The sequence below is a fragment of the Neisseria sp. HMSC061H08 genome, from assembly GCF_001836795.1.
GTDB lineage: Bacteria > Pseudomonadota > Gammaproteobacteria > Burkholderiales > Neisseriaceae > Neisseria > Neisseria subflava_A.
This window is the reverse complement of the sequence record NZ_KV830588.1, coordinates 278,627-305,004: the sequence shown is the minus strand read 5'-3', so window position 1 is coordinate 305,004 and position 26,378 is coordinate 278,627. Positions and strand designations below refer to the sequence as shown.

At 51.3% G+C, this 26,378-nt stretch carries 26 protein-coding genes and 1 pseudogene; 10 read left to right on the top strand and 17 right to left on the bottom strand.

The window, feature by feature from the left end:
- The 4 genes and pseudogenes from HMPREF2675_RS11320 to accB form a co-directional block, all read right to left on the bottom strand.
- Nucleotides 1-100 (bottom strand): annotated as a pseudogene (locus tag HMPREF2675_RS11320) (valine--pyruvate aminotransferase); the annotation flags it as partial.
- A gap of 67 nt (nucleotides 101-167) precedes the next feature.
- Nucleotides 168-1,529 carry an acetyl-CoA carboxylase biotin carboxylase subunit gene (accC, locus tag HMPREF2675_RS10470; RefSeq protein ID WP_036492667.1) on the bottom strand — a complete coding sequence of 454 codons (1,362 nt, stop codon included), beginning with the start codon at nucleotides 1,527-1,529 and terminating at the stop codon, nucleotides 168-170.
- A 29-nt stretch (nucleotides 1,530-1,558) separates the two neighbouring features.
- On the bottom strand, nucleotides 1,559-1,750 hold the full coding sequence (locus tag HMPREF2675_RS10465; RefSeq protein ID WP_003680299.1) for a YqaE/Pmp3 family membrane protein: 192 nt from the start codon (nucleotides 1,748-1,750) through the stop codon (nucleotides 1,559-1,561).
- Nucleotides 1,751-1,821: 71 nt separating this feature from the next.
- Nucleotides 1,822-2,277 carry an acetyl-CoA carboxylase biotin carboxyl carrier protein gene (gene accB, locus HMPREF2675_RS10460; protein WP_070584624.1) on the bottom strand — a complete coding sequence of 152 codons (456 nt, stop codon included), beginning with the start codon at nucleotides 2,275-2,277 and terminating at the stop codon, nucleotides 1,822-1,824.
- Between the two features lie 355 nt (nucleotides 2,278-2,632).
- Between accB and queA the strand changes: the two genes are divergently transcribed.
- Nucleotides 2,633-3,661: a tRNA preQ1(34) S-adenosylmethionine ribosyltransferase-isomerase QueA gene (gene queA / locus HMPREF2675_RS10455; RefSeq protein WP_070815018.1), complete on the top strand. Its 1,029-nt coding sequence runs from the start codon at nucleotides 2,633-2,635 to the stop codon at nucleotides 3,659-3,661.
- A gap of 179 nt (nucleotides 3,662-3,840) precedes the next feature.
- Here the strand turns inward: queA and gyrB are convergent, their stop codons facing one another.
- From gyrB to HMPREF2675_RS10435, 4 genes are all read right to left on the bottom strand, one after another.
- Nucleotides 3,841-6,231, bottom strand: coding sequence for a DNA topoisomerase (ATP-hydrolyzing) subunit B (gyrB, locus tag HMPREF2675_RS10450; protein ID WP_003749083.1), 2,391 nt, complete (start codon nucleotides 6,229-6,231; stop codon nucleotides 3,841-3,843).
- Between the two features lie 194 nt (nucleotides 6,232-6,425).
- Nucleotides 6,426-7,313, bottom strand: a complete 888-nt coding sequence (prmA, locus tag HMPREF2675_RS10445) for a 50S ribosomal protein L11 methyltransferase (RefSeq protein WP_070815017.1) — start codon at nucleotides 7,311-7,313, stop codon at nucleotides 6,426-6,428.
- 89 nt (nucleotides 7,314-7,402) lie between these two features.
- A complete protein-coding gene (dapB, locus tag HMPREF2675_RS10440; RefSeq protein WP_070815016.1) occupies nucleotides 7,403-8,212 on the bottom strand; it encodes a 4-hydroxy-tetrahydrodipicolinate reductase in 810 nt (269 codons plus the stop codon).
- Nucleotides 8,213-8,221: 9 nt separating this feature from the next.
- On the bottom strand, nucleotides 8,222-8,617 hold the full coding sequence (locus HMPREF2675_RS10435) for an outer membrane protein assembly factor BamE (RefSeq protein WP_003749079.1): 396 nt from the start codon (nucleotides 8,615-8,617) through the stop codon (nucleotides 8,222-8,224).
- Between the two features lie 151 nt (nucleotides 8,618-8,768).
- Here HMPREF2675_RS10435 and fur point away from each other — a divergent pair, with 151 nt between their 5' ends.
- From fur to dapD, 3 genes are all read left to right on the top strand, one after another.
- Nucleotides 8,769-9,266, top strand: coding sequence for a ferric iron uptake transcriptional regulator (fur, locus tag HMPREF2675_RS10430; protein ID WP_003682812.1), 498 nt, complete (start codon nucleotides 8,769-8,771; stop codon nucleotides 9,264-9,266).
- Nucleotides 9,267-9,343: 77 nt separating this feature from the next.
- Nucleotides 9,344-10,087 (top strand): leucyl/phenylalanyl-tRNA--protein transferase, encoded by a 744-nt coding sequence (gene aat, locus HMPREF2675_RS10425; protein ID WP_070815030.1) that lies wholly within the window; start codon nucleotides 9,344-9,346, stop codon nucleotides 10,085-10,087.
- Nucleotides 10,088-10,349: 262 nt separating this feature from the next.
- Entirely contained in the window at nucleotides 10,350-11,171 is an 822-nt protein-coding gene (gene dapD / locus HMPREF2675_RS10420) for a 2,3,4,5-tetrahydropyridine-2,6-dicarboxylate N-succinyltransferase (RefSeq protein ID WP_003749076.1), read from the top strand.
- 192 nt (nucleotides 11,172-11,363) lie between these two features.
- Here dapD and HMPREF2675_RS10415 read toward each other — a convergent pair whose 3' ends face one another.
- The 4 genes from HMPREF2675_RS10415 to HMPREF2675_RS10400 form a co-directional block, all read right to left on the bottom strand.
- The gene (locus HMPREF2675_RS10415) at nucleotides 11,364-12,158 is read right to left on the bottom strand and encodes a glycosyltransferase family 8 protein (RefSeq protein WP_070815015.1); all 795 of its coding nucleotides are present in this window, start codon (nucleotides 12,156-12,158) and stop codon (nucleotides 11,364-11,366) included.
- Nucleotides 12,159-12,196: 38 nt separating this feature from the next.
- Nucleotides 12,197-13,999 (bottom strand): DNA recombination protein RmuC, encoded by a 1,803-nt coding sequence (gene rmuC / locus HMPREF2675_RS10410; RefSeq protein WP_070815014.1) that lies wholly within the window; start codon nucleotides 13,997-13,999, stop codon nucleotides 12,197-12,199.
- Nucleotides 14,000-15,026: 1,027 nt separating this feature from the next.
- The gene (gene mnmE / locus HMPREF2675_RS10405) at nucleotides 15,027-16,391 is read right to left on the bottom strand and encodes a tRNA uridine-5-carboxymethylaminomethyl(34) synthesis GTPase MnmE (RefSeq protein ID WP_070815013.1); all 1,365 of its coding nucleotides are present in this window, start codon (nucleotides 16,389-16,391) and stop codon (nucleotides 15,027-15,029) included.
- A gap of 125 nt (nucleotides 16,392-16,516) precedes the next feature.
- A complete protein-coding gene (locus HMPREF2675_RS10400; RefSeq protein WP_049344313.1) occupies nucleotides 16,517-16,747 on the bottom strand; it encodes a helix-turn-helix domain-containing protein in 231 nt (76 codons plus the stop codon).
- A 102-nt stretch (nucleotides 16,748-16,849) separates the two neighbouring features.
- Here HMPREF2675_RS10400 and HMPREF2675_RS10395 point away from each other — a divergent pair, with 102 nt between their 5' ends.
- A complete protein-coding gene (locus HMPREF2675_RS10395; protein ID WP_070815012.1) occupies nucleotides 16,850-17,305 on the top strand; it encodes a PH domain-containing protein in 456 nt (151 codons plus the stop codon).
- Between the two features lie 237 nt (nucleotides 17,306-17,542).
- Here the strand turns inward: HMPREF2675_RS10395 and HMPREF2675_RS10390 are convergent, their stop codons facing one another.
- A complete protein-coding gene (locus HMPREF2675_RS10390) occupies nucleotides 17,543-18,199 on the bottom strand; it encodes an NAD(P)-dependent oxidoreductase (protein ID WP_070815011.1) in 657 nt (218 codons plus the stop codon).
- A 120-nt stretch (nucleotides 18,200-18,319) separates the two neighbouring features.
- Between HMPREF2675_RS10390 and HMPREF2675_RS10385 the strand changes: the two genes are divergently transcribed.
- The 4 genes from HMPREF2675_RS10385 (at nucleotide 18,320) to ubiG (ending at nucleotide 21,358) form a co-directional block, all read left to right on the top strand.
- Nucleotides 18,320-19,210 (top strand): LysR family transcriptional regulator, encoded by an 891-nt coding sequence (locus HMPREF2675_RS10385; protein WP_070815010.1) that lies wholly within the window; start codon nucleotides 18,320-18,322, stop codon nucleotides 19,208-19,210.
- Entirely contained in the window at nucleotides 19,207-19,479 is a 273-nt protein-coding gene (locus HMPREF2675_RS10380; RefSeq protein WP_070815009.1) for a GIY-YIG nuclease family protein, read from the top strand. The genes HMPREF2675_RS10385 and HMPREF2675_RS10380 overlap by 4 nt, the downstream gene beginning before the upstream one ends.
- A gap of 469 nt (nucleotides 19,480-19,948) precedes the next feature.
- Entirely contained in the window at nucleotides 19,949-20,482 is a 534-nt protein-coding gene (locus HMPREF2675_RS10375; protein ID WP_070815008.1) for a c-type cytochrome, read from the top strand.
- Between the two features lie 162 nt (nucleotides 20,483-20,644).
- Entirely contained in the window at nucleotides 20,645-21,358 is a 714-nt protein-coding gene (gene ubiG / locus HMPREF2675_RS10370) for a bifunctional 2-polyprenyl-6-hydroxyphenol methylase/3-demethylubiquinol 3-O-methyltransferase UbiG (RefSeq protein WP_210399861.1), read from the top strand.
- Nucleotides 21,359-21,509: 151 nt separating this feature from the next.
- Here ubiG and HMPREF2675_RS10365 read toward each other — a convergent pair whose 3' ends face one another.
- A complete protein-coding gene (locus HMPREF2675_RS10365) occupies nucleotides 21,510-21,980 on the bottom strand; it encodes a CYTH domain-containing protein (protein ID WP_004520907.1) in 471 nt (156 codons plus the stop codon).
- A 38-nt stretch (nucleotides 21,981-22,018) separates the two neighbouring features.
- Entirely contained in the window at nucleotides 22,019-22,438 is a 420-nt protein-coding gene (locus tag HMPREF2675_RS10360) for a CopD family protein (RefSeq protein ID WP_036492713.1), read from the bottom strand.
- A 234-nt stretch (nucleotides 22,439-22,672) separates the two neighbouring features.
- On the opposite strand from HMPREF2675_RS10360, the gene HMPREF2675_RS10355 reads away from it, so the two are divergent.
- Nucleotides 22,673-22,936 (top strand): hypothetical protein, encoded by a 264-nt coding sequence (locus tag HMPREF2675_RS10355; RefSeq protein ID WP_070815006.1) that lies wholly within the window; start codon nucleotides 22,673-22,675, stop codon nucleotides 22,934-22,936.
- Between the two features lie 355 nt (nucleotides 22,937-23,291).
- Here HMPREF2675_RS10355 and HMPREF2675_RS10350 read toward each other — a convergent pair whose 3' ends face one another.
- A complete protein-coding gene (locus HMPREF2675_RS10350; RefSeq protein ID WP_070815005.1) occupies nucleotides 23,292-25,328 on the bottom strand; it encodes a M3 family metallopeptidase in 2,037 nt (678 codons plus the stop codon).
- A gap of 121 nt (nucleotides 25,329-25,449) precedes the next feature.
- Complete coding sequence (locus HMPREF2675_RS10345) at nucleotides 25,450-26,316, bottom strand: hypothetical protein (RefSeq protein ID WP_070815004.1); 867 nt, start codon at nucleotides 26,314-26,316, stop codon at nucleotides 25,450-25,452.
- Nucleotides 26,317-26,378: the final 62 nt, after the last annotated feature.

Here is a 26,378-nt window from a genome sequence, read left to right as displayed (position 1 = left end):
GGCGCGAACAGCAAATCGCACCGATTTTGCCCGCTTTCAATTCAGGCAGGCTCTCCAGCGCGTCAAAGTCCACGCGGTATTTGAAGAAGCCTGCTTCGCCTTAAAAAAGGCCGTCTGAAACTTTATTTTGCGTTTCAGACGGCCTTATTTTTAGTTAAAACAAAGGGTTATTTATCCAGTTTGGCTTTGCGTTCTTCCAGCCAGTGTTCCAAGTAGTGGATGCTGACACCACCTTTTTGGAAACCTTGATCACTGAACAAGTCGCGGTGCAGCGGCGTATTGGTTTTGATGCCGGTAATCGCCAGCTCATCGAGGGCAACGCGCATTTTGGCCATGGCTTGGTCGCGGTCTTTACCGACGACACAGACTTTGCCGATCAGGCTGTCGTAGTAAGGAGGGATGCGGTAGCCTTGGTAAATATGGCTGTCAACGCGGACGCCGAAGCCGCCGGGCAGGTGGCAGCTTTCAATCAGGCCGGGGCTTGGAATGAAGTTGTACGGGTCTTCGGCGTTGATACGGCACTCAAACGCGTGGCCTTCGACTTGAATGTCTTCCTGTTTGTATTGCAAAGGCAGGCCGGATGCGATGCGTAATTGCTCTTGGACGATGTCTACGCCGGTGATGAGCTCGGTAACCGGATGCTCAACCTGAACGCGTGTGTTCATCTCGATAAAGAAGAATTCGCCGTCTTCGTACAGGAATTCAAACGTACCTGCGCCGCGATAGCCGATGCGTTTGCAAGCGTCGGCACAGGCTTTGCCGATTTTGGCGCGTTCTTCTTCAGTGATGAACGGAGCCGGTGCTTCTTCGATGACTTTTTGGTGGCGGCGCTGCATGGAGCAGTCGCGCTCGGCGAGGTAGATGGCGTTGCCGTGTTCGTCGGCAATCACTTGGATTTCGACGTGGCGCGGACGTTGCAGATAGCGTTCCATGTAAACCATCGGGTTGCCGAATGCCGCGCCTGCTTCGGCTTTGGTCATTTCGACAGACTGGAGGAGGTCTTCTTTTTTCTCGACGACGCGCATACCGCGACCGCCGCCGCCGCCGGAGGCTTTGATAATGACGGGATAACCGACTTTATCGGCGATTTTGAGGATTTCTTCGCCATCGTCCGGCAATGCGCCGTCAGAACCGGGAACGCAAGGCACGCCGGCTTCGATCATGGCGTGTTTGGCGGATACTTTGTCGCCCATCAGACGGATGGTGTCGGCTTTCGGGCCGATGAAGACAAAGCCGGATTGTTCGACTTGTTCGGCAAAATTGGCGTTTTCGGCGAGGAAGCCGTAACCTGGGTGGATGCCGTCGGCTTCGGTTACTTCGGCGGCAGCAATGAGGGCGGGAATGTTGAGGTAGCTTTGTGCAGATGCGGCAGGGCCGATGCACACGGATTCGTCGGCGAGTTTGACGTGCAGGCTGTCTTTGTCGGCTTCGGAATGGACGGCGACGGTGGCGATGCCCATTTCACGGCAGGCACGCAGGACGCGCAGGGCGATTTCGCCCCGGTTGGCGATCAATACTTTTTTCAGCATGATAATCTTTCCGGATGGTTCAGACGGCCTCAGCGGCCGCCTAATGCGTTGCGGATTTTTTGGTCGGTTTTGTATTGGCTCAAGGCGTAAACCGACCACATGGCTGCCGGTATCCAGCCAACCAGCGTACACTGCAGAATCAGACAGATGATGCCTGCAAACGGACGGCCGATGGTGAAAAACTGAAGCCATGGCAAGAAAATAGCCAAAATCAGACGCATGGTTTGTCCTTAATGAACAGAAAAAGGAATTTCAGACGGCCTTGAAGATAAAGGCCGTCTGAAAAAGCGGATTATTCAATGATAAAGAGCGGCTCGCCGTATTCGACTGGGGTACCGTTTTCAACCAGAATTTCTTTAACGACACCGGATTTCTCGGCTTCGATTTCATTCATCAGCTTCATGGCTTCGATAATGCACAAAGTATCGCCGGCTTTTACTTGTTTACCTACTTCAACGAAAGCTGCGGCGTTCGGGCCGGGAGCGCGATAGAACGTACCTACCATAGGCGATTTTTGCGCGTTGGACAAATCGCGAGCGGCAGGGGCGGCGGCCGGAGCGGCTGCGGCCGGAGCAGCAGGGGCGGCAACCGGAGCGGCTGCGGCAGGTGCCGGAGCAGCATAAATAGGCGCTGCGGCGGCAGTGGTACGCGTAATGCGGACTTTTTCTTCGCCTTCGGTAACTTCAATTTCTGCAATGCCTGATTCTTCGACCAAATCAATCAGTTTTTTTAATTTACGCAAATCCATTGCTTTTCCTTTTTAGCGCGGCATAAAGTGCATATTGGGTATGCGCCGCTGTGGTTTTAGATGATTTCCTGAGACGTCGGAAGGTAGGTTTGCCATCCGGCGTTTAAATAATGTCGGAACAGGGCGGAGCCTGAGAAATGAATCTGGTTATTTTCCCGAACTTGTCGGTAAATGTCCAGTAAAAGATAGAAAAAAGGCGTTTTTCGGCGAAAAAAGAAAGGAACGCTGATTTTCGTTAAAAAGTGATTTTTTCAAGAGCGTTTATTCTAATTTATTGGTTTTTCGACAAAACATGCCGTCTGAAAACCAACTTTGCGCGTATAATGGCGCCTGTTTTTTTAAAGTATGCACGACAATGGATATTTCCGATTTTGATTTTGAATTGCCCGAAAAACTGATTGCTCAGCATCCTCCGGAAGTGCGCGGCAGTAGCAGGCTTCTGGTTGCCTTGCCTACATTGCCGATTGAAGACAAACATTTCGGCGATTTACCCGATTATGTCGCACCGGGCGATGTGCTGGTGTTTAACAATACCAAAGTGATGAAGGCACGCCTGTTCGGCCAAAAAGCCAGTGGCGGAAAAATCGAAGCCCTGATTGAGCGGGTATTGGACGCGCATACCGCATTGGCGCATATCCGTTCGTCCAAATCGCCGAAACCGGGTACAGAATTGATTTTTGAAGGCGATATCCGCGCCGTCATGCTGGAGCGTGCGGAAGAATTGTTTTGCCTGAAATTTGAAGGCGAGCAAACCGTTTACGAACTTTTAGAGCAAAACGGCCATCTGCCCTTGCCGCCTTATATCGAACGCGCGGCCGATGATGAAGACGACAGCCGCTATCAGACCGTGTACGCAAAATATCAAGGCGCAGTGGCCGCGCCGACGGCAGGCTTGCACTTTACCGATGAATTATTGGGTCGTCTGAAAGCCAAAGGCGTAGAAACCGCAGAAGTAACCCTGCACGTCGGTGCCGGCACATTCCAACCCGTGCGCGTCGATAAAATTGAAGAACACAAAATGCACAGCGAGTGGTTTGACGTACCGGCCGAGACCGTTGCCGCCGTTGAAGCCGCCAAAGTACGCGGCAATAAAGTGTGGGCAGTGGGCACAACCTCCATGCGCGCCTTGGAATCCGCCGCACGCGAAACAGGCCGTCTGAAAGCAGGTCGCGGCGATACCGATATTTTCATTACGCCGGGCTACCGCTTCAATGTTGCCGACCGATTGATTACCAACTTCCACCTGCCCAAATCAACCTTGCTGATGCTTGTCAGCGCGTTTTCGGGCATGGAGCATATCCGCAGCGTTTACCGTCATGCCGTGGAACAGGAATACCGCTTTTTCAGCTATGGCGATGCGATGATTTTAGGGAAAGCGGAATAAATCGGAAATGGATTGGAGCGTTTCAAACAGGGTATTTGGGATTGTCCCGAATCCGAATCAGTTGGAACGCTCTACTAAAATACGTGAAGTTGTTGGAATTTGAGTTGTAAGAAATAAAGTACAAAAACAAAAAGGCCGTCTGAAAATCGTTTTTCAGACGGCCTTTTATCTTTCCATGCTTAGGCGTCGATGTTTTGTGCCAGCAGGGCGTTGTTTTCAATGAAGGCGCGGCGCGGTTCGACTTCGTCGCCCATCAGGGTGACGAACACTTCGTCGGCGGCGATGGCGTCTTCGATGCGGACTTTCAGGAGGCGGCGGACGGTAGGGTCCATCGTGGTTTCCCAAAGTTGTTCCGGGTTCATCTCGCCCAAGCCTTTGTATCGTTGGATGGACATACCTTTTTGGGCAACGCTCATCAAGATGTCCAAAGCGGCTTCAAAGCTGTCGATGTCGTATTCGTTGTCGCCTTTGTAGAGCTTCGCCCCTTTGCCGACCATGCCTTTGAGTGCGGCGGCGGTTTGGGTAAGGGTTTGATAGGCTTTGCTGTTGAGGAACTTAGGCTCGAGGTAGCTCACCATCACATTGCCGTGCAGCTTGCGTGTGATTTTGATGAACTGGTGTCCTTCGTGGCCTTCGATGCGTTCGAGTGCGACTTCTTTTTCGTCCAAGAGGCCGCTCAATTCGGCAACGGCACGGTCTGCGCTTTCTGCCGTGCTGAGGTCGACCGGCGAAGCGTGCAGCATGGCATGCAGGACGAGTTCGTCAATAATGCGGCTTTCTTGCTCGATGACGGTTTTGGCCAACAGGAATTGTTTGGCGGTATTGGCAAGCTCTTCGCCTTCGATGGTGCGGCCGTCTGAAACGATTTTGGCTTTTTCCAAGGCCAAACCGAGCAGCCATTGGTCTTTTTCCAATTCGTCTTTGAGATAGCGCTCTTGTTTGCCGTATTTGGCTTTGTACAAAGGCGGCTGGGCGATGTAGATGTAGCCGCGTTCGACCAGCTCGGGCATTTGGCGGTAGAAGAAGGTCAGGAGCAGGGTGCGGATGTGCGCGCCGTCCACGTCGGCATCGGTCATGATGATGATGCGGTGGTAGCGCAGTTTTTCGGCATTGAATTCTTCTTTGCCGATGCCTGCACCTAGAGCGGTAATCAGCGTGGCAACTTCTTGGCTGGCCAGCATTTTTTCAAAACGTGCTTTTTCGACGTTCAAAATTTTACCTTTGAGCGGCAAAATCGCTTGGAATTTGCGGTCGCGGCCTTGCATGGCGGAGCCGCCTGCGGAGTCGCCCTCGACGAGGTAGAGTTCGGACAGGGCAGGGTCTTTTTCTTGGCAATCGGCGAGTTTGCCCGGCAGGCCCAAACCGTCCATCACGCCTTTGCGGCGGGTGATTTCGCGGGCTTTTCGTGCGGCTTCGCGCGCGCGCGCGGCATCGACGATTTTGCTGGTGATGATTTTGGCTTCGGTCGGGTTTTCTTCAAGGAAGTCGGTCAGGGCTTGGTTGATGACTTCGTTGACGACGGGGCCGATTTCGCTGGAAACCAGTTTGTCTTTGGTTTGCGATGAGAATTTCGGGTCGGGCAGTTTGACGGACAAAACGCAGGTCAGGCCTTCACGCATATCGTCGCCGGCGGTTTCGACTTTGGCTTTTTTGGCTACTTCGTTGGCTTCGATATAGTTGTTGATGGTGCGGGTCATCACTTGGCGCAGCGCGGTCAGGTGCGTACCGCCGTCGCGTTGCGGAATGTTGTTGGTGAAACATTGCACGCTTTCTTGGTAGCTGTCGTTCCACTGCATCGCGCATTCGACGCTCATGCCGTCTTTTTCGCCGAACGCGTAGAAGATTTTTTCGTGCAACGGCGTTTTTTTGCGGTTCATGTATTGCACGAAGCCGGCCACGCCGCCGGAGAGGGCGAAGCTTTCGTGTTTGCCGTCGCGTTCGTCGGTCAGCTCGATGTCCACGCCGTTATTCAGGAAGGAAAGTTCGCGGATGCGTTTGGCGAGGATGTCGAAGCTATATTCGACATTGCCGAAGGTTTCCGCGCTGGCGAGGAAGCGCACGGTCGTGCCTTTTTTGTCGGAATCGCCGACAACCTTCAACGGCTCTTCGGTTTCGCCGCGTACGAAGCGGACGAAGTGTTCTTTACCGTCGCGGTAGATGGTCAGCGTTACCCAGTCGGACAGTGCGTTGACGACGGATACGCCCACGCCGTGCAGGCCGCCGGAGATTTTGTAGCTGTTGTTGTCGAATTTGCCGCCTGCGTGCAGGACGGTCATGATGACTTCGGCGGCGGAGCGGCCTTCTTTCGGGTGGATGCCGGTCGGCATGCCGCGGCCGTTGTCGGCCACGCTGACGGAATTGTCGGCATGGATGGTTACGGTGATTTTGTCGCAATGTCCGGCGAGCGCTTCGTCAATGGCGTTGTCGAGCACCTCGAACACCATGTGGTGCAGGCCGCTGCCGTCCTGCGTGTCGCCGATATACATACCGGGGCGTTTGCGTACCGCTTCCAAGCCTTCCAGCACTTGTATGCTGTCGGCGCCGTATTCTTCGTGTTTTTGGTCAGTCATGGTCTTTTCTTGCTGAATTTCAAGGAATTTTTCCGTGCGCGCGATGAAATGTCAAACGGGCGCGGCGGATGTGTTCCGAAAGGTCAAAATAATAGGCAATTATACCTGATTTTGCTGGAATATTCAGCGTTTTAAGTGCAAAAAGGCCGTCTGAAAGCTTAAATTTCAGACGGCCTTTGTATCGGAAAACAGCTTTAGCGTTTGACGCCGCTCAATCGCGCCCAGCCTTCTTCGATTTCGGCAGGCTCGATGTCGAACCATTGGCTGTAAATGCCGCTGAGTTCTTCGACTTGTTCGTCCAAAAGGCCGGACAAAACAATGCGGCCGCCTTGTTTGGTACGCGCGGCAAGCATTTCGCCGAGCATACGCAGGGGATTGGCCAAAATGTTGGCGACAACGACATCAAATTGGCCTTGCGGCAGGCCGTCCGGCAGGTAGAACTGCGCGTCGACGTTGTTTTGCGCGGCATTGTCTTTGCTGGCACGGATGGCTTGTTCGTCAATATCTACGCCGATGGCGGAGCCTGCGCCGAGTTTGAGGGCGGCAATGGCCAAAATGCCTGAACCGCAGCCGTAGTCCAACACGCTTTCGCTGCCTTTGAGCTGCGTGTCGAGCCATTTGAGGCAGAGGCGGGTGGTCGGATGGCTGCCGGTGCCGAAGGCAAGGCCCGGGTCGAGTTGCAGGTTGACGGCGTTGCCGTTGGGCGCTTCGTGCCAAGACGGGGTAATCCACAGGCGGTCGGAAATTTGAATCGGGTCGAATTGCGCTTGGGTCAGGCGTACCCAGTCTTGATCTTCAAGGATTTCGCCGGTGTATTTCAAATCGTTCAAACCGCATTCCTGCGCGGCGGCTTCGATAATGGAAGCGGCGTCGTCGCTTTCGCCGAAAAGGGCGATAACTTTGCTTTGTTGCCAGATTTGCTCGGTCGGCATGCCCGGCTCGCCGAAAATGGCCTGCTCGTTTTCTGTACCGGCGTAGGCATCTTCAATGGCGGCGGACAATGCGCCGTGTTCCATCAGCGCGTCGGCAAGGCGTTCGGCGACGGCATCGTTGACGTTGATGGTAATTTGTTGATAGGACATGGTGGGGCTTTCTTTTTAATAAGGCCGTCTGAAAATCGACGTTGTGCTTTCAGACGGCCTTGTCAGGGATGAAACCTGATGATGCGGGTTTATCGGTTTTTCAAACCCAGTACGTCTTGCATATCGTACAGGCCTTTTTTGCCGTTTGCCCAAACTGCGGCGCGTACGGCACCGGCGGCAAAGGTCATGCGGCTGCTGGCTTTGTGGGTGATTTCCACGCGCTCGCCGTCGGTGGCGAAGAGGGCGGTGTGGTCGCCGACGATGTCGCCTGCGCGGACGGTGGCAAAACCGATGGTGGATGGATCGCGCGGGCCGGTGTGGCCTTCGCGGCCGTAAACGGCGCATTCTTTGAGGTCGCGGCCGAGGGCGTCGGCAATGACTTCACCCATGTGCAACGCGGTACCGCTTGGGGCATCGACTTTGTGGCGGTGGTGGCCTTCGATGATTTCGATGTCGTAGCCTTCGTTTAACACGCGGGCGACGGTGTCGAGGATGTGGAAGGTCAGGTTGACGCCGACGCTGAAGTTGGCGGCGAAGACAACGCCTATTTTCTCGCCTGCGGCTTGGATAGCGGCTTTGCCTGCGTCGTCAAAACCGGTCGTGCCGATGATGATGTTGACGCCTTTTTCCACGCATTTTTGCAGGTGTTTCAGGGTTGGTTCGGGGCGGGTAAAGTCGATAAGGACATCGCTTTGAGCCAGTACGGCATCCACGTCGTCTGAAATGGCAACGCCGGTTTTGAGGCCGGAGGCGAAGCCTGCATCCAAACCTAATACTTCCGAGCCGGAATGCTCGAGTGCGCCGGAGAGGACGGCATCGGGATGGTTGTTGACTGCTTCAACCAAAACGCGCCCCATGCGGCCGTTGACGCCGGCAATGGCGATTTTCAATGCGCTCATGGGGCTTCCTTATTTCGGCTTGGTTTCGGTGGTCGGAACGATGTTTTGTCCGGCTTGAACCGCTTCGATGGATTTTTGAATGGCATCGCCTTCGGCGCGTGCGAGGACGTCGTTTTCAAAGTACAGGGTCAGGTTGCTTTGTTCTTTGATGATGCCGTTGCGGCTGGTGTTGAAAGTGTAATCCCAGCGGTCGGCATGGAATGCGTCGCGCAGGAGCGGCGTACCGAGCAGCAGTTGGACTTGGTCGCGGGTCATACCTTGGCGCAGGGAAACCACGGCGCGGGGATTGAGCTCGTTACCTTGAATGATTTTGAGTTTGTAGGATGGAAAGTTGGATACGCGCTCGGCACTGCATGAGGCCAGACCTAAAATAGCGGCGATGGCAAGGCATAAGGCTTTATTCACGGGCTTACCTTTCTGTGTCATTTCGGGAAAGATGTTTATCATCGCTTGAATATTTTCAAAAAGCAAACGATAATCATCTTCTTAATTTTTCTTTTCGCCGATTTTCAATTGCAAGACCGGCGGCAGATTGCCGCCCTTTAACGGCCCAATAGTGGGCAAACGGGCGGAAAGTGCGTATTATAACGGTTATTACCTTACAGGGATATTGAATATTATGGAAAAATTCAGCAACATTGCGCAATTGAAAGACAGCGGTTTGAAAGTTACGGGTCCACGTTTGAAAATTTTGGACTTGTTCGAGACTCATGCCGAGGAGCATTTGAGTGCGGAAGATGTGTACCGTATCCTGTTGGAAGAGGGCGTGGAAATCGGCGTGGCGACGATTTACCGTGTGCTGACCCAGTTTGAACAGGCCGGCATTTTGCAACGCCACCATTTTGAAACCGGTAAAGCGGTTTACGAATTGGACAAAGGCGATCACCACGACCACATCGTCTGCGTAAAATGCGGCGAAGTAACCGAATTCCACAATCCGGAAATCGAAGCGCTGCAAGACAAAATCGCCGAAGAAAACGGCTACCGCATTGTCGACCACGCATTGTATATGTACGGCGTATGCGGCGAATGCCAAACCAAAACCAAACGTTAATCAGTTTGTATGTTGATTTTTCAGACGGCCTTGGGCATTTTCAGCCTGAGGCCGTCTGAAACTTTATGGGCTTTGCGATGAAGATTCCTTTACTTGCGCCACGGGATTATCGTTTCCCCGACCCGTCTTACGCTTTGGCAGAATGCGACGGCTTGGTCGGCGTCAGCGGCGATTTGGATACGGGGCGGCTGTTGTCGGCGTATGGGCAGGGGATTTTTCCGTGGTTTAGCCGCGACGGTTGGTTTTTCTGGTATGCGGTTGCGCCGCGTGCCGTGATTGTGCCGGAAAGCCTGCATATCGGCCGATCGCTCGCCAAAACTTTGCGCAACAAGCCGTATCGGGTAACGGTCAACCGCTGCTTTGAAAAAGTGATTGCCCATTGCGCCGATGTGCCGCGTCCGGAACAGGACGGAACGTGGATAGAACCTGCGTTTCAGACGGCCTATTTGAAGCTGCACCATCAGGGGCATGCGCATTCGTTTGAATGTTGGCTGCCAGATAAGCAAGGCGAAATGCAGTTGGCTGGCGGGTTTTACGGCGTGCAAATCGGCTGCGTGTTTTATGGCGAGTCGATGTTTGCTTTGCGTCCCGATGCATCCAAGATTGCGTTTGCCTGCGCCGTACCGTTTTTGGCGGATTTGGGCGTTGCGCTGATAGACTGTCAGCAGGATACCGAACATATGCGCCGTTTCGGTTCACAGTTGATGGATTTTGCCGATTTTCAGATGGCCTTGAAGGATTGGAACGCGAAACCGTTAAAGCGGAATATCGAATGCGGCGCGGTGGCTGAAAATCTGCTGCAAAAGATTGGCGGTAATTGATTTATCGGCACGGCGTGTCGGCAGAATCGACAGTCTGTATATCTTAGCTGGAAAATTAGTTAGAAAATAAATGCGATTCAATTCATTTGAACAGGCCGTCTGAAAACCTTGGCTTAGCCGAAATCCGGTCGTGTAACGCTCGGCGCTCATCATGTTAATAGCTGACGAAATCGCTTTTACATGGCAAAATAACGAGTTAAATATTTGTAATAGGGTGGCCTGAATAGGTTTCAGACGGCCCTGATCTCTTGAAGGAATCAACATGTCTTTGCAAAACATCATTGAAACGGCTTTTGAAAACCGTGCCGAAATCAATCCGAATACCGTTACCCCGGAAGTGCGTGAAGCGGTTTTGGAAACCATTCATCAACTCGACTCCGGCAAACTGCGCGTTGCTGAGCGTTTGGGCGTGGGCGAATGGAAAGTCAACGAATGGGCGAAAAAAGCCGTATTGCTGTCTTTCCGCATTCAGGACAATGAAATCCTCAACGACGGTGTGAACAAATACTTTGACAAAGTGCCGACTAAATTTGCCGACTGGTCTGAAGACGAATTCCGCAGCGCAGGTTTCCGCGCAGTTCCGGGTGCGGTTGCCCGCCGCGGCAGCTTTGTAGCGAAAAATGTCGTGTTGATGCCTTCTTATGTCAACATCGGCGCATACGTTGACGAAGGTGCGATGGTCGATACATGGGCGACTGTCGGCTCTTGCGCGCAAATCGGTAAAAACGTGCACTTGAGCGGCGGCGTCGGCATCGGCGGCGTACTCGAACCTCTGCAAGCCAGCCCGACCATTATTGAAGACAACTGCTTCATCGGCGCGCGTTCTGAAATTGTCGAAGGTGTGATTGTCGAAGAAGGCAGCGTGATTTCTATGGGCGTGTTCATCGGTCAATCCACCAAAATCCTCGACCGTACTACCGGCGAAATCTATCAAGGCCGCGTACCGGCAGGTTCGGTTGTCGTATCCGGCAGTATGCCTTCCAAAGACGGCAGCCACAGCCTCTATTGCGCGGTTATCGTCAAACGTGTGGACGCGCAAACCCGTGCGAAAACCAGCGTGAATGAATTGTTGCGCGGTATTTAATCGGATAACGATGACGCCGACTGAGGGTGGATGGAAAAGCCTGCTTTACGGTCGGGTTTGAACAAAAAACAGGCAGAATGTTCTGCCTGTTTTTTTATGGCTTAAAGGCCGTCTGAAACGATTTCAGACGGCCTTTTGTTTTTAATGATGGGTTGTTTAAGAGTCATCGAAGGAGAGGGGCTTTGCCTGAAATTATGCTTTCGGCCAGTCGGCGCAATAGTATTGCCAATAGATTTCGATAAAAGGAATCTCGCCATAATCGCACAACCACGGTTTGGCGCGTGTGGTGTAGTGGATAACGGGCGGAACGGTGTCGGGTTTGGGGAATACTTCGCTGAGGTTTCGTTTTTGGAAGTATTCGACTGCGCCGGTTTGGAAGTTCCAAGATTCTTCTAGTTGCAGCCAGTTTTTTTGAAATACGGTGTTTAGAAAGCATTGGTCGCCGTAGGGAACGGATTTGTCAATGGTGGTAGCAGTTTGCAGCAGTTGCGCCGCGATATTCTGTTCCCGCCATTGCGCCAGGTCGACCAACAACATACCGGAATTGAAATAGGGCGTGGTGTGCAGGCCGGTCGGGTGGTTCCAATCGGTACGGGCAAGAAAGGAATCTTGTACTGCCGCAACGGGATAGCCGCGCATATCGAGGTTGAACAAATCGTGCAGGGATTGGGTAACCACCATATCGCTGTCGAGATAAAGGGCGCGGTCGACGGGCAGGTGCTGCATCATCAGGCGGAAAAATGCGGCATCCGAAATATGGGACAGGCGGCGATATTGGCTGAAGTCCATTTCGATTTTGACATCATTCAGACGGCTGCCGCTGGCGGCGAGTTTTTGGTTGGTATAGTTGATCCATTCTTTCCTGAAGGTGTTGTGCATAAGGTAGAAATTGACACCTGTATTGTGCGTACAGACGGACTTCATCAGGGTATGAACCTGCTCGGCGTAGCCGGTATCGGCGGCAAGGACGATGGTGATGTTGCTCATTGGTTAAATTCCCTTTATTTGCAATGTCTTAAATTTTGTCAGTCATTTTCTTGGTCTTGTGCGGTCGGCAAGGCGGCATGGTCTTCAGTTTCTGACACGGCCTTTTCTACTAAATCCCGTTGCAGCTGTTTGCCGGCTTTGATGCCCAATTTGCGCAGTTTTTCGGTGCTGCTGATGAGGTTGCCCCTGCCGGAAACCAAGCGGCCATAGGCCGTCTGAAACTGAGATTGAGCCTGACCGAGCGCTTTATTGATGCCGTCCATGCTTTCGACAAAGCCGACAAATTTATCATAGAGTTTGCTGCCGGCTTCGGCAATCGCCAGCGCGTTTTGGTTTTGCTGCTCGTTGCGCCAGATATTGGCAACGGTGCGCAGGGTGGCGAGCAGGGTGCTGGGGCCGGTCAGCATGATGCGTTTGTCGAAACACTCTTGGAAGAGGTTCGGATCGTGTTGCAGGGCGAGGAGGTAGGCTGGTTCGACAGGGACGAACATAAAGACGAAGTCCAGCGTTTTGACGCCCTCAAGGTCGGTGTAATCTTTCGCGGCCAAGCTTTTGATGTGGGCGCGAATACTGGCGACGTGGTTGGCAAGCTCGCGCTCTGCTTCTGCGCCGGTGCTTTGCGTATAGCGGACGTAGGCGGTAAGCGATACTTTGGAGTCGATAACGATTTGTTTGTTGTCGGGCAGATTGATGAGGACGTCAGGCTGGAGGCGGCGTTGGGTGCCATCTGCTTCATGGCGGATGCTGGAAGCTTGGACGATGTATTCGCGACCTTTTTGTAGGCCGGAATTTTCCAATACGCTTTCCAAAATCATCTCGCCCCAGTTGCCTTGGGTTTTGTTTTGCGTGCCGGTCAGCGCGGTGGTCAGCGCTTTGGCATCGTGGTGGAGCTGGGTGTTGAGGGTTTGCAGGCGTTTGAGCTCGTTTTCGATGGTCAGGCGTTCTTTGGCTTCTTTTTCATAAGTCTGTTGAACCAGCTCGCTGAAGCCGTGTATGCGTTCGTTGAGCGGATTAAGCAGTTGCTGAAGGTGGTCGTGGTTTTGCTCGGTAAAGCGGCGGCTTTTCTCTTCCAGAATAGTGTTGGCGAGGTTTTGGAACTGGTCGCTCAGGTTTTTACGTGCATCTGCCAGCAGGGACAGCTTTTCTTCGGCAGCCTGACGGTCTTTTTCCGATTGGGTGTTGAGGCGCTCGTTTTGTACTTGAAGCGCGTGGTTTTGCTCCAAAAGGGCGGCGTATTCTTGTTTCAGACGGCCTTTTTCGGCTTCCTGTTGCTGTAAAAGGCTGTTTTTGTCGTCGATATTGGCTTTTTCTTGCGTCAGTTGTGTGGAGAGGCGTTCGTTTTGGACTTGCAGCGCATGGTTTTGCTCCAACAGCGTGTCGTAGTCTTGTTTCAGACGGCCTTTTTCCGCTTCTTGTTGTTGCAAAAGCGTATTTTTATCCGCACTCAATGCCTGCTCTTGAACCAGCTGCGTGTTTAGGCGCTCATTGTTGATTTGCAGGTTTTGCGCGCTTTGCTGCCATTTTGCACATTCGTGTTTTAAAGCTTCGGCTTCTGCCTCGCAATCTTGCAGATAGGCAATCTGTTTTTCGGCTGCGGCAAAGCGGTTGCCTGTCTCCTGCAATTCGTCTTGCAATTCTTGCACGGTATGGCGGCTTTGCGCCAAGTCCGCCGCAGTTTGAGCCTGCACCTGTTCAGCAAACTCATGCAGGCGGCGGCTTTCGGTCAATTCTTGCAAAACAATAAAGTGTCGGCTTTGGGCTTGGTAGCGTGTTATCAGCCAAGCAAACAGCGCGCCGATAAAAAATGCGGCCGCTCCGGTCAGGATTAGGGTGGTGTTCATGCTGGAAATAGTCAATACGCAGAATGTTTCACTATATCATATATTTGCAACGCATTTTATGGTCGGATATGCGCTAGAAACGTGTGTTTTCTTTAAAAGAAGCTATTAAAGGTATTGGTTTTGACTAATTGAATATTTTTGTGGTAATAAATATAAATTTATAAGATATTGAATTTTAAAATGTATTTTATTTAGAGTGCAATTTTGCAACAAAAAAAGCGCGATTTTATGGGGGAAATGAAACACATTTGTAGTGCGTATGTAATCAAGACATCGGTGTCATTTGGTAAGACATCGGTGTCATTTTCAAAACATAATGTAAATTAACAAAAAATATCTTTATGTTTGATTTTTGCGCTATATATTTACGATTAATCTGCATTAGTTTACATTTAAAACGGTATGATTCGCCCTGTCGGTAGCGCAGATGCCGATGAAAAAATGTGTATGTTGTTAAATAACATTTTGTTTCTATGAAAAAGGATTAATGAAAATGGGACATTTAATAACGCTTGCTGCCGCTTCTTTAATCGGTATGTCCGGAATATCCGCTTCTGCCATCGGCATCTCCCGTAATATTGAAACGGCCGTACACAAATAATTCAATTATAAACGAATCAATTATAATACCTTAGAAAACGCAACTTAGGCCGTTTTTCGGCCGACAGACAAGAAAGTGAGACAAACAATGAAAACTTTAATCAAACTGGCTGCAGCCTCTTTAATTGGCATGTCCGGCCTGACCGTCGGCGCAACCAATATCGCACACAATATGGCTGATGCCGACAAATAAAAAATACACAACACACCCTTAAATACACAGAAAAGAGTTAAAATGAAAACATTAATCAAAATGGCAGCGGCTTCTTTGATCGGTATGTCCGGTTTGACAGTTGGCGCAACCAAAATCGCAAAAAATATGGCAGAAGCTGCCAATAAATAAACGCAAGTGAAATTAAGCTTGTTTTGGTGATAAAAAAGGCCGTCTGAACATTCAGACGGCCTTTGTCTTTGATGGTAAACCGTTTTATTTGCCGATACAGAAGCGCGAGAAAATCACGCCCAGCAAATCGTCGGCGGTGAATTCGCCGGTGATTTCGCTGCAGGCGTTTTGGGCGAGGCGCAGGTGTTCGGCGAAAAGCTCGATTTGGTTGTTGTTGCAGAGTGCGGCGTTTTCCAGCTCGGCTTCGGCTTCGTGCAGGGCGTTGAGATGGCGGCTGCGGGCGAGGAACAGGCTTTCGCTTTCGCCCTGCCAGCCGACTTCCTGCAACAGTGCGTGTTTGAGCAAATCGAGGCCTGCGCCGGTTTTGGCGGATAGGCTGATGACACTTTCCGCGCCGGTTTGCGCGATGCCGTCTGAACGCACGGCGACGGGTTCGCCGGTCAGGTCGGCTTTGTTGTGGATTTCGATTTTTTTCAAACCTTCGGGCAGGCTGTTCAAAATGGCTTGGGTTTTGGCGTTCACACCTTCGCGCGGGTCAATCAGAATCAGGGCGACATCGGCTTCGGAGACGGCTTTGCGGCTGCGTTCGATGCCGATTTGTTCGACCACGTCGTCGGTTTCGCGCAGGCCGGCGGTGTCGATGATGTGGACGGGCACGCCGTCGAGGGTGATTTGTTCGCGCACGGTGTCGCGGGTGGTGCCGGCGATGTCGGTTACGATGGCGATGTCGTCGCCCGCCAAGGCGTTGAGCAGGCTGGATTTGCCGACGTTGGGCGCGCCGACGAGGACGACGTTCATGCCTTCGCGCAAAATCGCGCCTTGTTCTGCGCTGGCGAGTACGGTTTTCAGACGGCCTTGCAGGGCTTGGAGCTTGCCGCGCGCGTCGGCGGCTTCGAGAAAGTCGATGTCTTCTTCGGGGAAGTCCAGCGTGGCTTCAACTAGCATCCGCAAAGTAATAAGGTCGTCTACCAGCTCGTGTATGTGTTGGGAAAACGCACCTTTGAGCGAACGCAACGCCATGCGTGCGGCGGACTTGCTGGAGGCGTCGATAAGGTCGGCGACGCTTTCGGCTTGGGCAAGGTCGAGTTTGTTGTTGAGGAAGGCGCGTTTGGTAAATTCGCCCGGCTCGGCCATGCGTGCGCCCAGTTCGAGGCAGCGCGAAAGCAGCATGTCCATCACCACGGGGCCGCCGTGTCCCTGCAACTCAATCACGTCTTCGCCGGTAAAGCTGGCGGGGGCGGCGAAGTAGAGCAGGATGCCGTTGTCTATCGGCTGCCCGTCGCCGCCGAGAAAGTCGGTGTAAAGCGCGGTGCGCGGTTTGGGCGTTTTGCCACCGCTGAGGGTTTGCGCCAAAGGCAGCAGGTTTTTGCCGGAAAGACGGATGACGCCGACGCCGCCGCGTCCGGGTGCGGTGGCGATGGCGGCGATGGTGGGTTGGGTTGCGGACATGAGAACTCGCGTATAGATAAATTTAATGTGCGTATTATAGCAAAAGGCCGTCTGAAACTTTGGGTTTTGGGGTTTCAGACGACCTTTTTAGCAGATTGGCAATGTGGGTGTACTACTTGAATGGTTCAAGTATTTTTAATTTCCAAATCATCCGGCAGTAAGTCGTGTACGGAACAGTTTAAAGCAGAAGACAGTTGATATAGTTTATCAACCGTTATGTTGACCTCCCCCCTTTCTATTCTACCCATATAGCTTCTGTCTATATCGGCAAGTAAGGCTAAGCTTTCTTGGTTGATATTGGACTGTTTGCGGATTTCTCGGATTTTTATACCTATCAAAACACTGATTTTACTCATGAGATTTGTCTTCACAAATCTCAAAATATCCAATTTTGACGTTTATTTATCCACGGATTATAATCCGTATTTTTAGAAAATATCTAATGTGGAGAACGTCAAATGGTAAGTTATGTTGAAAACTCTTTAGGGCGGAATGAACGTATTGTTTATAAAGCGCAAGTATCGTGGTTTTCCCAATTCTGGAGGATTTTTTTCGGTATCCTGCTGTTGATGTGGGTAATCGGTATCGTATTTATAGTGTTCGCGGTATTGAATGTAATGACAACCGAGCTTGCTTTAACTAACAAAAGGGTTATCGCTAAGTTTGGCTTTATCCGCCGGCAAACAATTGAGATAAATATCAACCGTATCGAAAGTATTTCGGTAAATCAAGGTTTTTGGGGCAGGATTTTCAATTATGGCTCCGTAGTGGTCAGAGGGACGGGCGGCAGTCATGCTCCAATTCCTTATATCGCCCGACCAATGGAGTTCCGTCAACAATTCAATGATTTTATAGATAACGAAATTGGTGGTGGCTCGAAAAATCAAATTGAATTAAAACCGCCTGCCGTTTGAGGTGGGTGGAAACGGGGGTTTTTGTTTTATATAGCCCAATTACTTTATTTTCGATACGCAATACCTATTGCCGTCATTTCCGCGCAGGTGGGACTGACGAGGTTGGAAGCCTTGAAATATCGGAAGTTAGTTATGTTTGCTATAGCAAAATTGTAATTAAATATTTATTTCTATCGATCCGAATATGAAAAGGCCGTCTGAAACTTTGGGTTTCAGACGGCCTTTAAATTGAGACGATTAAACAGCGGCGACGGTAAAGCGTTCAAACAAATGCGCTTTGTTTTCCACATCGTCGGCGATGGCGACTGCCAAATCAGCCACGCTGATGCCTGCCGGAATTTCACCGTCCATCAGCAAATCGTCTTTGCCCAAGCGGTATTTGCCGGTTTTGTCTTCGCTGAAACCGCCGGTCGCACCCAGTCGTGCAGGAGGGGAAACGAAAGACCAGTTTACATCGCGGCGCGGCAGGAGTTCTGCCAAGAGATGGCGTGCGGCATTGGCGCCGTCGAAAATTTCTTTTGGGAAGTCAGGCGTATCGATAACTTGCAAACCGGGTGCCACATACAGGCTGCCCGCGCCGCCGACGACCAACAAATAAGGCACTTGCGCTGCTTTTGCCGCTTCGACGATGCTGTTTGCGCCGCGTGTGAAATCCGCGCCGATGTTCGGATTGGTCCAGCCCGGGTTGAACGCGCTGACCACGGCATCAAAACCGGCCAGTTTGTCGGCAAAATCTGCTGCGTTGACATCTGCGGAGACTGCGGCAACATTTTGCGCTTGGAATACTTTGTCCGTATTGCGGGCGAAAGCGGTCACTTCATGACCGCGGCCTGCCAATTCTTGAACGACTGCGTTGCCGACATAACCTGTTGCACCGATAACTGCGATTTTCATGTTTGACTCCTTGTGGGGATGTGATTGATTAGATGAGTGCATTGTAAGGCCGTCTGAAACGCTTGATAACCCCTGATTTACTGTTATGATTGTGAAGTTTAACTAAACAATCAAAGCAGAATGCAAGACATCAAACCCTTACTTGTTTTTGCCGCCGTCCTCGAGCACAGCAGCATGAATGCCGCCGCTGCCGCGCTGGGCATGACTCCGTCTGCCGTCAGCCAGCACATCAACCGCCTCGAAACCTTGCACGGCATCAAGCTGTTAAACCGCAGCACGCGTAGCCTTGCGCCTACCGATGCCGGCAGAGCCTTGGGCGAATACTGCCGCCGCCTTGCCACGACTGTTGCCGATACGCATACCGTTATCGACAACCTCAAAACCGAACCCGTCGGCGAATTGCGTATTTCCCTGACTTCCACCGTCATCGAGTCCCGCGCTTTTCAGACGGCCTTTTCGCGATTGCAAGCCGAGTTCCCAAAAATCCGCCCTGTCCTCAATTTCAGCGATACTTTGGACGACCTGCAACATAATCAGACCGACATCGCCATACGCGGCGGCGACCGGGCTTTAGACGATCCCAATTTGGTTGCGCGCCATCTCGTGACGTGGCCGTATATGATTTGCGCTGCGTCCGATTATCTCGACCGGCATCCGTCCATTACCCATCCCTCGCAGCTTCACTCCCACCGCTGGCTGCATTTTTTACCTGTCCGCACGACCTTGCAAAATGGTGAAGAAAGCTATTTCCTCGACATCGCCGACAGCATTGCCTGCACGCATCTTGCCGCCGTGTGCAGACTGACCGAAAGCGGTTTCGGGTTGTCTTTACAAGTGGGCGGCGAAGTGAGGGAGAAAATTGCACAAGGCCGTCTGAAAGCGGTTTTGCCTGAATGGACATTGCCGCCGGTCAGCCTTTATTTGGTCACGCCTTATCGTGTGCAGTCTGCCAAAACCGAGGTTGCCGTGCGCATTTTTACCGAGAGTTTTGCCAAGGAAGGGGATTTATGAACGCGGAAAATTGGAGCGTTTACCTGATTTTGTGCGAAAACGGCGCGTTTTATTGCGGCATCAGCAACCGTCCGCAAGAGCGATTTGCGGCGCATTTGTCAGGAAAAGGCGCGAAATACACGAGGTTGAACAAGCCTGTCGAGATGCGCATCGTTTCAGACGGCCTGAACAAAAGTGAAGCGCTGAAACGGGAAATCGGCATTAAGAAATTGACGGCAGAGCAGAAGCGGGGATTGTGGGTTGAAGCTGAAACATTGGCAAAAGGTTAATGGCGGTACTGGATTAAATCGTAGTCGGGATATGAATAACCACATAAATAGATAAGCCTGCTGGTGTCTTTTGCATAGCCAAGCGGCAAATATTTATTAACATGATTCAAAAAGGCCGTCTGAAACCTGATTTGGGTTCAGACGGCCTTTTTAGGATAAGAGTCGGTTTAATGCTTATTGTATTATCTTGAAAGTTTGTAAAAAGTTGAATTTAAAAAGAAACTTTAAAAATTAAGAGGATAACTGGTTGAACAATAAAATGAAAATTATTACACTAAATGACAAATGGGCGTGAATTTCTATCTGAGTAGAGGTGTGGTGTCAATATGTTTTTCCTGTTTTTGTGACAAAATCTGATTTATGCCAATATTTATTATAGTGTAGGTCGAAGGTATTAGTTTCTATGCTAGAATTTTTAAGCTGTTTATATAAAACAGTGATTTAAACTAAAACTAAGGAAAGACAGAACATGAACAAATTACTGATTGCCGTAATGATGATGGCTGGTTTGACAGCTTGTTCCCAAGAGGCTAAACAGGAGACACAAGAGACTGCTCAAGCCGTTGCATCTGAAGTGAAAAACGAAGCCGCTTCTGCTGCCGATGCGACTGCATCTGCCGCTCAAGAAGCAGCCGATAAGGTTGAAGCTGCTGCCAGCAAAGCAGAGGAAGCCGCCAAACCTGAAGAAGCCGCCAAGCCCGAAGAGAAAGCCGAAGCGCCTGCCGCTGAAGCCAAGCCTGCCGAATCCGCCAAAGTGGACGGCAAAGCTGTTTTTGAAGCGAACTGTAAAGCATGCCACGGCGGCTTGATTCCCGGTGCTCCGGCCGTAGGCAAAAAAGAAGACTGGGCGCCTCGCATTAAACAAGGCAAAGACACCTTGCACAAACACGCCCTCGAAGGCTTTAATTCCATGCCTGCCAAAGGCGGCAACAGCAGCTTAAGCGACGACGAAGTGAAAGCCGCAGTTGACTACATGGCCAACGAATCCGGCGCTAAATTCTAAATCATGCCGATTGAAACGCACCTTGCCGCAAGGTGCGTTTTTTATGGGCAGGCGGATGAAAGTTGAAATAGGGCCGATAAACAGGCAAAGGCCGTCTGAAACATTTTATTTTGAAGCGCAATCGGCTAAAATCAGGCGAATGATTTTATGCAGGAGCAAACCATGAGCAATCAACACGACAACGTAGATGCCGGCGAAATCGCCAAGTTCAGCCAAATCGCCGACAAATGGTGGGATAAAAACGGCGAATTCAAGCCCCTGCATGACATCAATCCCTTGCGCCTCGACTATATCGACGGCTATGCCGGATTGGCAGGCAAACGCGTGCTGGATGTAGGCTGCGGCGGCGGTATTTTGTCGGAGAGCATGGCCAAACGCGGCGCAGAACACGTTACCGGCATCGATATGGCGGAAAAATCCCTGCAAACCGCCGCTGCCCATGCGGCCGCCCAACACGTTGCCAATATCGATTACCGCTGCATCCGCGTCGAAGACCTCGCCGCCGAGCAGCCGCACAGCTTCGATGTGGTAACGTGTATGGAAATGATGGAACACGTTCCCGATCCGGCCGCCATCGTTCAAGCCTGCGCGAAACTGGTCAAACCCGACGGCATGGTGTTTTTCTCCACCATCAACCGCAATCCCAAATCTTATCTGCATCTGATTGTCGGTGCGGAATATCTGTTGAAATTCGTCCCCAAAGGCACGCACGACTGGAAAAAATTCATCACGCCGGCAGAACTTGCGCGCATGTGCCGCCAAGCCAGATTGGATACCGTCGGCAGCAAGGGCATGACCTACAATTTGTTGAGCGGCCGTTATTCCTTATGCGACTCGACCGAAGTCAACTACATGGTTGCCTGTCGTCCGGCGTAAGGTTACACGGATAAAACACACGGACTTGCCCGATATTTGAAACGGTATGTCAAAAGCAGCTCGATGCAAATATCGGTAAGGCAAATCAGGCCGTCTGAAAAGAAAAAAGGCATGTGCGATACATGCCTTTTTTGTATGTGGGTCGTACTCGTTATTCCGTCCAAGACGAATACGGATGTTTGCTTAAATACGCATTAGTAAATTTTCCGTCTGCCGTGATTTCCTTGCCCAACCAAGACGGTTTGGGGAACTCGGTATCTTCAGACGGCAATTCGATTTCCGCCACAATCAAGGGCGCATTGTCGCCGAAATATTCGTCGATTTCATACACAAAGCCTTCAAATTCGACACGATAGCGGTATTTTTCCATTTTAAACGGGCACATATCCGCCATCATCGCCTGCGCATGAGCCAGCGGGATTTCGTATTCAAACTCGCTGCGCGTCATGTCGGAAATATAGCCTTTCAGGGTCAGCCAGGCTTGCGAACCGATAATCCGCACACGGATGGTGCGCTCTTTTTCCACGCTCAAATAACCTTGTTGCAACACCAGCGGCTCGCCTGCCGCTTCGCGCCAACTGTCATCCGCTAGCAAAAAGCGGCGTTCGATTTCAACCGTCATGAATTCTTTCCTTATTTACCAAACAGGCCGTCTGAAAATTAAAACGGCTTGAAAACCACCATATAAAGCGCGGCCACCATCATCAAAACGGGGAGTTCGTTGAATACCCGATACCAGCGGTGCGAATACACATTGCTGCCGTTTTGAAAACGGCGCAGCAACAGGCCGCAATAAAGCTGGTAAGCCAAGAGCAACAGGCCGCACAATAATTTAACCGCCAGCCAGCCGTTGCCCCACCAATTGTTGACAAAGCCGATGGCCGCGCCGAATATCAGCGTTCCCCAGCCCAAAGGCGACATAAAGCGGTACAGCCGCCGCGACATATCTGTCAGCCGTACATATTCCGCGCTGCCGGGTTCTAATTGCGCCAGATTCACATAAATCCGCGGCAGATAAAACAGTCCTGCAAACCAAGAAATCACAAAAAATATGTGCAACAGTTTAAACCACAAATACATTTCAGACGGCCTCAACACCTAAAACCGTTATTTTATCCGCAATGCGGCCCAAGCCGAAACAAAATAGTCAAAACAATCCGACAGGGTGCACCGCAACAATGTGTTGCAGGCATGATTTTACCCAAAAGCCAAATTGTAAATTCCGCAATAATATGCACGTTGAGATATGCACAATGCAAAAAACTTGCTAGAATCCTATGCTATTTAACTATAAAAGCATTATGGACGGAAAACATGAAACAATTTGAAATCAGCAGCAGCGTCAGAAAAGCGCTTTGCGACTACCTGAATACGCACAATCTAAACCTCAAAGCCGCCATGGACAATGAAACAACCAATGGCGAAGTCGCGGCCATCGTTTACGCAGGATTGCCGGCGATGATTCGGAAAATCTATTCTTTGGAAAAAATGAAATCCTTTTTCTGGACGAAAAAAGATTTGATGATGGAATTTATCAATATGCGTTTGGCCGCCGGCGATAAAAAGGGCAAAAACTAATTTTAGCGATGGCAGGGGAGATAGGAGTTTGAAATGCGGACTTCTGTTTTTCTCGAAGTCTTGTTAGGGATAGGGCTTGCTCATTGTTCCTAATAAGTTTTGACAACCGAAAGGCCGTCTGAAATTCAAATGATAGGGCATGGGGAACATGCCCTGTTTTTATGGGCGGTTTGTTTGCATTGGGAAAATATTGAGCTTGGCAAACGCTGCGGCGTTCTGCACTGGGTGGTTTTATCGGCTGAATATTTTTATATTTGTTTTGCTGAACATATTGAATGGATTATAAAAAGGCCGTCTGAAACATTTCAGACGGCCTTTAGCGTTGAATCAGCAATTAAAACGGCGGGTTTTCAAATCAAGCTGCGTTGTCGAAACCGCTGTGGCGGAGCAGGGCATCCAGGCTTGGTTCGCGGCCGCGGAAGGCTTTGAAGGATTCGGCTGCGCTGCGCGAACCGCCGACGGCCAGTATTTCTTCCCAGAAGCGGCGGCCGGTTTCGGCAACGTCGTCGCTTTCTTCAAAAGCGGCGTAAGCGTCTGCACTCAAAACTTCCGCCCATGCGTAGCTGTAATAGCCTGCGGAGTAGCCGCCGGCGAAGATGTGGCTGAAGCTCAAGGCAAAGCGGTTGTATGCCGGCGGTTGGGTTACGGCGACTTCTTGACGCACTTTGTCCAAGATTTGCGGCCATTCTTTCAGACGGCCTTCATCTTCCTGATGGTAGATTCCCATGTCGAAGAGGGCAAATTCCATTTGACGGACGAGGAACATACCGCGTTGGAAGTTTTTAGCCGCGTGCATTTTGTCGAACAGCTCTTTCGGCAATACCGCGCCGGTTTCTTCGTGCGAAGACATTTGCGCCAATACGTCGTATTCCCAGACGAAGTTTTCCATGAATTGGCTAGGCAGCTCGACCGCGTCCCATTCGACGCCGTTGATGCCGGATACGCCCACTTCGTCAACCTGGGTCAACAAGTGGTGCAGACCGTGGCCGGTTTCGTGGAAGAGTGTGATGATTTCGTCGTGGCTCAAACGCGCTTCTTTGTCGCCAACAGGCGGAGTGAAGTTGCAGACGAGGTAGGCGGTCGGCAGTTGCAGCGTACCGTCGGCGAAACGGCGGCGGCTTTTGTAGCCGTCCATCCATGCGCCGCCGCGTTTGCCTTCGCGTGCGTACAAGTCCATGTAAACGCCGCCGATGGTTTGGCCGTCTTGTTTCAGCTCGAAATAGCGCACGTCTTTGTGCCAAACGGGGACGGTTTTTTCAGCCAGTTCGATGCCGTAGAGTTTTTTGATTTGGGCAAACAGGCCTGCCAATACTTTGCTGATAGGGAAGTATTTTTTCACTTCGGTTTCGCTGAAGGCGTATTTGGCTTGGCGCAGTTTTTCGGCGGCGTAGCTCAAATCCCAAGATTGCGGATCTTCGATATTCAGGTTTTCTCGCGCAAAAGCTTTGATTTCGGCAAAGTCTTTTTCGGCAAACGGTTTGGCGCGGCGGGCAAGGTCGTGCAGGAAGTTTAAAACCTGTTCGGGCGTATCCGCCATTTTGGTTGCCAGCGACAGCTCGGCGTAGGTTTTGAAGCCGAGCAGTTTGGCGGTTTTCAGCGCGTTTGCAAGCGTTTGTTCGACGTTGGCCGTGTTGTCGAATTTGCCTTCGTCAGACAATTCGCTGGCACGGGTAACGTAGGCGCGGTAGATTTGTTCGCGCAGTTCGCGGTTGTCGGCGTATTGGATAACGGCGAGGTAGTGCGGAATCTGCAGGCCGATTTTGTAGCCTGTTTTGCCTTCGCTTTGCGCGGCGGCGGCAAACATGGCGATGGAGTCTTCGGGGATGCCGGCAAGCGGCGCGGCATCGTCAAAGTAAATGCCGAAAGCGTCGGTCGCGTCTTGGACGTTTTGTGCGAATTTGGCACCCAGTTGCGCGCCTTCGGTTTGCAGTTGCGCCAGTTCTGCCTGCTGTTCGGGCGGCAATTCGGCACCGCTGAGGACGAAGTCGCGCAAGTCGTGGTTGAGCTTGGTTTGCTGCGCTTGGGAGAGGGTGTCGAATTCGGCAGAATTTTTGATGATTTTGAAGCGGTTGTACAACTCGATGTCTTGACCGATTTCGGTGAAGAAAATGGTGATTTCAGGCATCAGTTCGTTGTATACGGCACGCAGCTCGGGCGTATCGACCACGGAGTTGAGATGGGAAACCACGCTCCAAATGCGGCCGACGCGTTCGGTAATGTCGGTCAGTTTTTCGACGGTGTTGGCCCAATCGGTGTGCGTTTGCGCTTTGATGGCGGCGATTTGTTCGCGCGCTTCGGCGATGGCGGTTTGCAGGGCGGGTTTGATGTCTTCGGTTTTGATTTGGTCGAAACGGGGTTCTTCGCCCAAGTGGAGTAGGACGTTGTCGCTCATATGGTTTCTCCTGAATAAGATGGATTCAGACGGCCTTGTGGCCGTCTGAAAAGAAAACGATAGGCGTTATATGGTGGCAGACAGATAGAATTAAAGTGTCTTGTCTGCCTGTCGGCCAATTTTATTCTGCGCCACGCGGATTGGCGTGTAATGGCGCAGCCAGCTCGAGGCGCATCGGTGTGCCTTTCGGAGCGAATACGGCATTGGCAACATTAGTTTGCAGGGATTCAGCAAATGAGCCGCAATACACTTTTGCACCTTGGTGGGTCAGGTTGGATTGTACATCGACGTACACTTCGCCGCCGATTTGACGCCAGAGGTGGCAGAAGGTGTAATCTTCGGACAGGTAGCGTTTGCTTTCAGGATCAACCATGCAGTCGAAGAAGCGGTAGTGCAGGCCTTTGTTTTCCGGGCTGTAGTCGCTGTCGGACACGTAGTTCAACTCGGGATAGGCCTCTATCATTTTTTCAAATACGCTGCGCTTGATAACCATGAAACCGGTTGGCGCGTCATGAACTTTCATAAAACCGTCTTCATCGACTTTCAGTACGATTTCACCGTTTTCATTTTTTTCGCTGGTGTTGACGGTATAAGAAGTGTACATGCGCTCGAAGTCGGCTTGAGTCGTGCCGGCCGGAACACCTTCTTCAGGCCAGTTGTCGCGTTTGAGCGGGTAAATGCCTGCCACAACGTCTTTGTCGGCCAAAAGCAGACGGTAGAATGAATCGGGAGAGAAGCCGATATCGGAGTCAATCCAAAATAAATGCGTCCATTCTTTGTTTTCTAAGAATGTGGCCACGCAGTTGTTGCGCGCGCGCGTAATCAGGCTTTCGCCGCGCTGCATCATCACTTGAAGCGGCAGGCCGTGTGCGGCATTGGTGTGGACGATGTTCAGAAGTGAGAGGGTGTAGTTGTGGAAATATTTGCCGTCATGGCTGGGGGTCATGATTACAGGGTACATTTCGGCAAGGGCTGATTCGGGCAACATGACTTTTCCTTATTGTTTATTGTGAACCTCGGTATTGTAAGGTATTTGATAGTATATATAAA

Coding starts and splice junctions, on each gene's coding strand:
- accC (WP_036492667.1), bottom strand. CDS start 1,529: ATGCTGAAAAAAGTATTGATCGCCAACCGGGGCGAAATCGCCCTGCGC.
- HMPREF2675_RS10465 (WP_003680299.1), bottom strand. CDS start 1,750: ATGCGTCTGATTTTGGCTATTTTCTTGCCATGGCTTCAGTTTTTCACC.
- accB (WP_070584624.1), bottom strand. CDS start 2,277: ATGGATTTGCGTAAATTAAAAAAACTGATTGATTTGGTCGAAGAATCA.
- queA (WP_070815018.1), top strand. CDS start 2,633: ATGGATATTTCCGATTTTGATTTTGAATTGCCCGAAAAACTGATTGCT.
- gyrB (WP_003749083.1), bottom strand. CDS start 6,231: ATGACTGACCAAAAACACGAAGAATACGGCGCCGACAGCATACAAGTG.
- prmA (WP_070815017.1), bottom strand. CDS start 7,313: ATGTCCTATCAACAAATTACCATCAACGTCAACGATGCCGTCGCCGAA.
- dapB (WP_070815016.1), bottom strand. CDS start 8,212: ATGAGCGCATTGAAAATCGCCATTGCCGGCGTCAACGGCCGCATGGGG.
- aat (WP_070815030.1), top strand. CDS start 9,344: ATGAAGATTCCTTTACTTGCGCCACGGGATTATCGTTTCCCCGACCCG.
- dapD (WP_003749076.1), top strand. CDS start 10,350: ATGTCTTTGCAAAACATCATTGAAACGGCTTTTGAAAACCGTGCCGAA.
- HMPREF2675_RS10415 (WP_070815015.1), bottom strand. CDS start 12,158: ATGAGCAACATCACCATCGTCCTTGCCGCCGATACCGGCTACGCCGAG.
- rmuC (WP_070815014.1), bottom strand. CDS start 13,999: ATGAACACCACCCTAATCCTGACCGGAGCGGCCGCATTTTTTATCGGC.
- mnmE (WP_070815013.1), bottom strand. CDS start 16,391: ATGTCCGCAACCCAACCCACCATCGCCGCCATCGCCACCGCACCCGGA.
- HMPREF2675_RS10400 (WP_049344313.1), bottom strand. CDS start 16,747: ATGAGTAAAATCAGTGTTTTGATAGGTATAAAAATCCGAGAAATCCGC.
- HMPREF2675_RS10395 (WP_070815012.1), top strand. CDS start 16,850: ATGGTAAGTTATGTTGAAAACTCTTTAGGGCGGAATGAACGTATTGTT.
- HMPREF2675_RS10390 (WP_070815011.1), bottom strand. CDS start 18,199: ATGAAAATCGCAGTTATCGGTGCAACAGGTTATGTCGGCAACGCAGTC.
- HMPREF2675_RS10385 (WP_070815010.1), top strand. CDS start 18,320: ATGCAAGACATCAAACCCTTACTTGTTTTTGCCGCCGTCCTCGAGCAC.
- HMPREF2675_RS10380 (WP_070815009.1), top strand. CDS start 19,207: ATGAACGCGGAAAATTGGAGCGTTTACCTGATTTTGTGCGAAAACGGC.
- HMPREF2675_RS10375 (WP_070815008.1), top strand. CDS start 19,949: ATGAACAAATTACTGATTGCCGTAATGATGATGGCTGGTTTGACAGCT.
- ubiG (WP_210399861.1), top strand. CDS start 20,645: ATGAGCAATCAACACGACAACGTAGATGCCGGCGAAATCGCCAAGTTC.
- HMPREF2675_RS10365 (WP_004520907.1), bottom strand. CDS start 21,980: ATGACGGTTGAAATCGAACGCCGCTTTTTGCTAGCGGATGACAGTTGG.
- HMPREF2675_RS10360 (WP_036492713.1), bottom strand. CDS start 22,438: ATGTATTTGTGGTTTAAACTGTTGCACATATTTTTTGTGATTTCTTGG.
- HMPREF2675_RS10355 (WP_070815006.1), top strand. CDS start 22,673: ATGAAACAATTTGAAATCAGCAGCAGCGTCAGAAAAGCGCTTTGCGAC.
- HMPREF2675_RS10350 (WP_070815005.1), bottom strand. CDS start 25,328: ATGAGCGACAACGTCCTACTCCACTTGGGCGAAGAACCCCGTTTCGAC.
- HMPREF2675_RS10345 (WP_070815004.1), bottom strand. CDS start 26,316: ATGTTGCCCGAATCAGCCCTTGCCGAAATGTACCCTGTAATCATGACC.